This is a genomic window from uncultured Cardiobacterium sp. (genome assembly GCF_938028185.1).
Classification (GTDB): domain Bacteria; phylum Pseudomonadota; class Gammaproteobacteria; order Cardiobacteriales; family Cardiobacteriaceae; genus Cardiobacterium.
Genome location: NZ_CALJAH010000282.1, coordinates 1 through 2312 on the forward strand (window position 1 = coordinate 1; position 2312 = coordinate 2312).

The 2312-nt window shown below is 64.1% G+C and carries 3 protein-coding genes; all 3 read right to left on the bottom strand.

What is annotated here, in order from left to right:
* Window positions 1-56 precede the first annotated feature (56 nt).
* A complete protein-coding gene (locus tag Q0349_RS08345) occupies window positions 57-413 on the bottom strand; it encodes a DUF559 domain-containing protein (RefSeq protein ID WP_298080409.1) in 357 nt (118 codons plus the stop codon).
* Between the two features lie 358 nt (window positions 414-771).
* Entirely contained in the window at window positions 772-1557 is a 786-nt protein-coding gene (gene cysW, locus Q0349_RS08350) for a sulfate ABC transporter permease subunit CysW (protein WP_298080410.1), read from the bottom strand.
* Window positions 1554-2312: sulfate ABC transporter permease subunit CysT (cysT, locus tag Q0349_RS08355; RefSeq protein WP_298080411.1), on the bottom strand; the 759-nt coding region annotated here is incomplete at its 5' end. The genes cysW and cysT, both read right to left, overlap by 4 nt.

Genomic DNA, 2312 nt, shown 5'->3' on the forward strand with positions numbered 1-2312 from the left:
GCAGGACGCGCCAGCGTCCGCAGCGGGGGAGGGTTGGGGTGGGGGGGGTATGGTTTTCAGCGCGGAAGCTGGCAATGTTTCAGGATTTCTGTCATGACGCTTTCGGTTTGTTGCAACATGTCGTGATTCCGGAAGCGCAGGACGCGGTAGCCCTGGTGTTGCAGAAACAGGCTGCGTTGCTGGTCGTAGGCTTGTTGGTTGGCGTGTTGTCCGCCGTCCAGTTCGATAATCAGCCTGATTTCAGGGGCGGCAAAATCGGCGATGTAACTGCCAATGACGTATTGGCGGCGGAATTTGATGCCGTGCAGTTGTCCGCCGCGCAGGCGCCGCCATAAACGGTGTTCGGCATCTGTCATGTCTTTGCGCAGTTCGCGGGCAAAGTGGTGCAGTTTGGGATTTCGCCGGGTTCTCATGGTTGGGTTGGTGTTTTCTGAAGTTACTGCGGTGGTTGCATGGATACCGCTACCCCCACCCCTGCCCTCCCCCGCTGCGGGCTTCGCCCTGCAGGGGAGGGAGCTGTTCGTGGATTTCGCCGGGTTCTCATGGTTAGGTTGGTATTTTCTGAAGTTACTGCGGTGGTTGCATGGATACCGCTACCCCCACCCCTGCCCTCCCCCGCTGCGGGCTTCGCCCTGCAGGGGAGGGAGCTGTTCGTGGATTTCGCCGGGTTCTCATGGTTGAGTTGGTGTTTGCTGAAGTTACTGCGGTGGTTGCATGAATACCCCAACCCCTGCCCTCCCCGCTGCGGGCTTCGCCCTGCAGGGGAAGGGGTCATTGGTGTTCCTTCCGCGCCACCCAGGTTTTCAGCGCGAGGGTGGCCAGGGCGATGAGGACGAGCAGTACCGCGCTGGCGAACGCGGCGGCGGCCTGGTAGTCCTGGTAGAGCAGTTCGACGTTGAGCGGCAGGGTGTTGGTTTCGCCCCGGATGTTGCCGGAGACGACCGAGACCGCGCCAAATTCGCCCACCGCACGCGCGTTGGTCAGCGCCACGCCGTAAATCAGCGGCCAGAGGATGGTCGGCAGGGTGATGCGCCGCCACAGTTGCCAGCGGCTGGCGCCGAGGACAACCGCCGCTTCTTCTTCCGCCGCGCCGTGCTGTTGCATGAAGGGGATGAGTTCGCGCGCGACGAAGGGGCAGGTGACGAAGATGGTGACGAGGACGATGCCCGGCACGGCGAACATCAGTTGTAAATCGTGCGCGGCGAACCATTCGCCGACCGGGCTGTTCATGCCGTAGAGCAGGAGATAAAGCAGCCCGGCGATGACCGGCGACACGGCAAAGGGGATGTCGAGCAGGGTGATGAGCAGCGCGCGGCCACGGAAGCGGAAACGGGTGACGAGCCAGGCGAAGGCGACGCCGAAGATGACGTTCACCGGCACGGTGATGGCGGTGACGAGCAGGGTCAGCCACAGGGCGTGGCGGGTGTCGGGTTCGGCGAGCGCGGTGGCAAATGCCGTCCAGCCTTTGGCAAAGGCGCCGTGGAAGACCACCAGCAGCGGCAACACGAGGAAGACGAGGGTGAAGGCAAGCGCGAGGGCAATCAAGAGGCGTCTCATGCGTTTCTCCCGAAGCGGCGGAGGAAGTGGCCCTGCCAGAGGTTCACCAGCAGCAACAGCAGCAGCGAGGCGGCAAGCATCAGCGAGGCGATGGCAGCGGCGGCGGGCAGGTCAAATTCTTGCAGGCGCTCGAAGATGAGCAGCGACACCACTTTGCTGACGTAGGGCTGGTTGCCGGCGATGAAGATGACCGCGCCGAACTCGCCGAGGCTGCGCGCAAATGACAGCACCACGCCGGAGGCGAGCGCGGGCATCAGTTGCGGCAGGATGACGCGGGTGAAGACCTGGTGCGGGCGCGCGCCGAGGGTGGTTGCCGCTTCTTCGACGGCAGGCGGCAGCGCTTCCAGCACCGGTTGCACCGCGCGGACGACGAAGGGGATGCTGGTGAAAATCATGGCGACGACAATCCCGGCGGGCTGGTAGGCGACGGCGATGCCGAGCGCCGCCAACGGTTGCCCCAGCCAGCCGTCTTTGGCAAAGAGGGTGGCAAGGGCAATGCCGGCGACGGCGGTTGGCAGGGCGAAGGGCAGATCGACCAGCGCGTCAATGAAGACGCGACCGGGGAAGCGGTAGCGGGTCAGCACCCAGGCGAGCAGCAGGCCAAAGAGGGCGTTGAACAGCGATGCCCACGCCGCCGCCCAGAAGGTGACGCGCAGCGCAGAGAGCGTTTGTCCGTCGCTGACGATGTTCCAGTAATCGGCGAAGCTGAGTTGGGCGAGGTTCAGGGCGAGGCCGGAAAGGGGCAATAGCAGGAT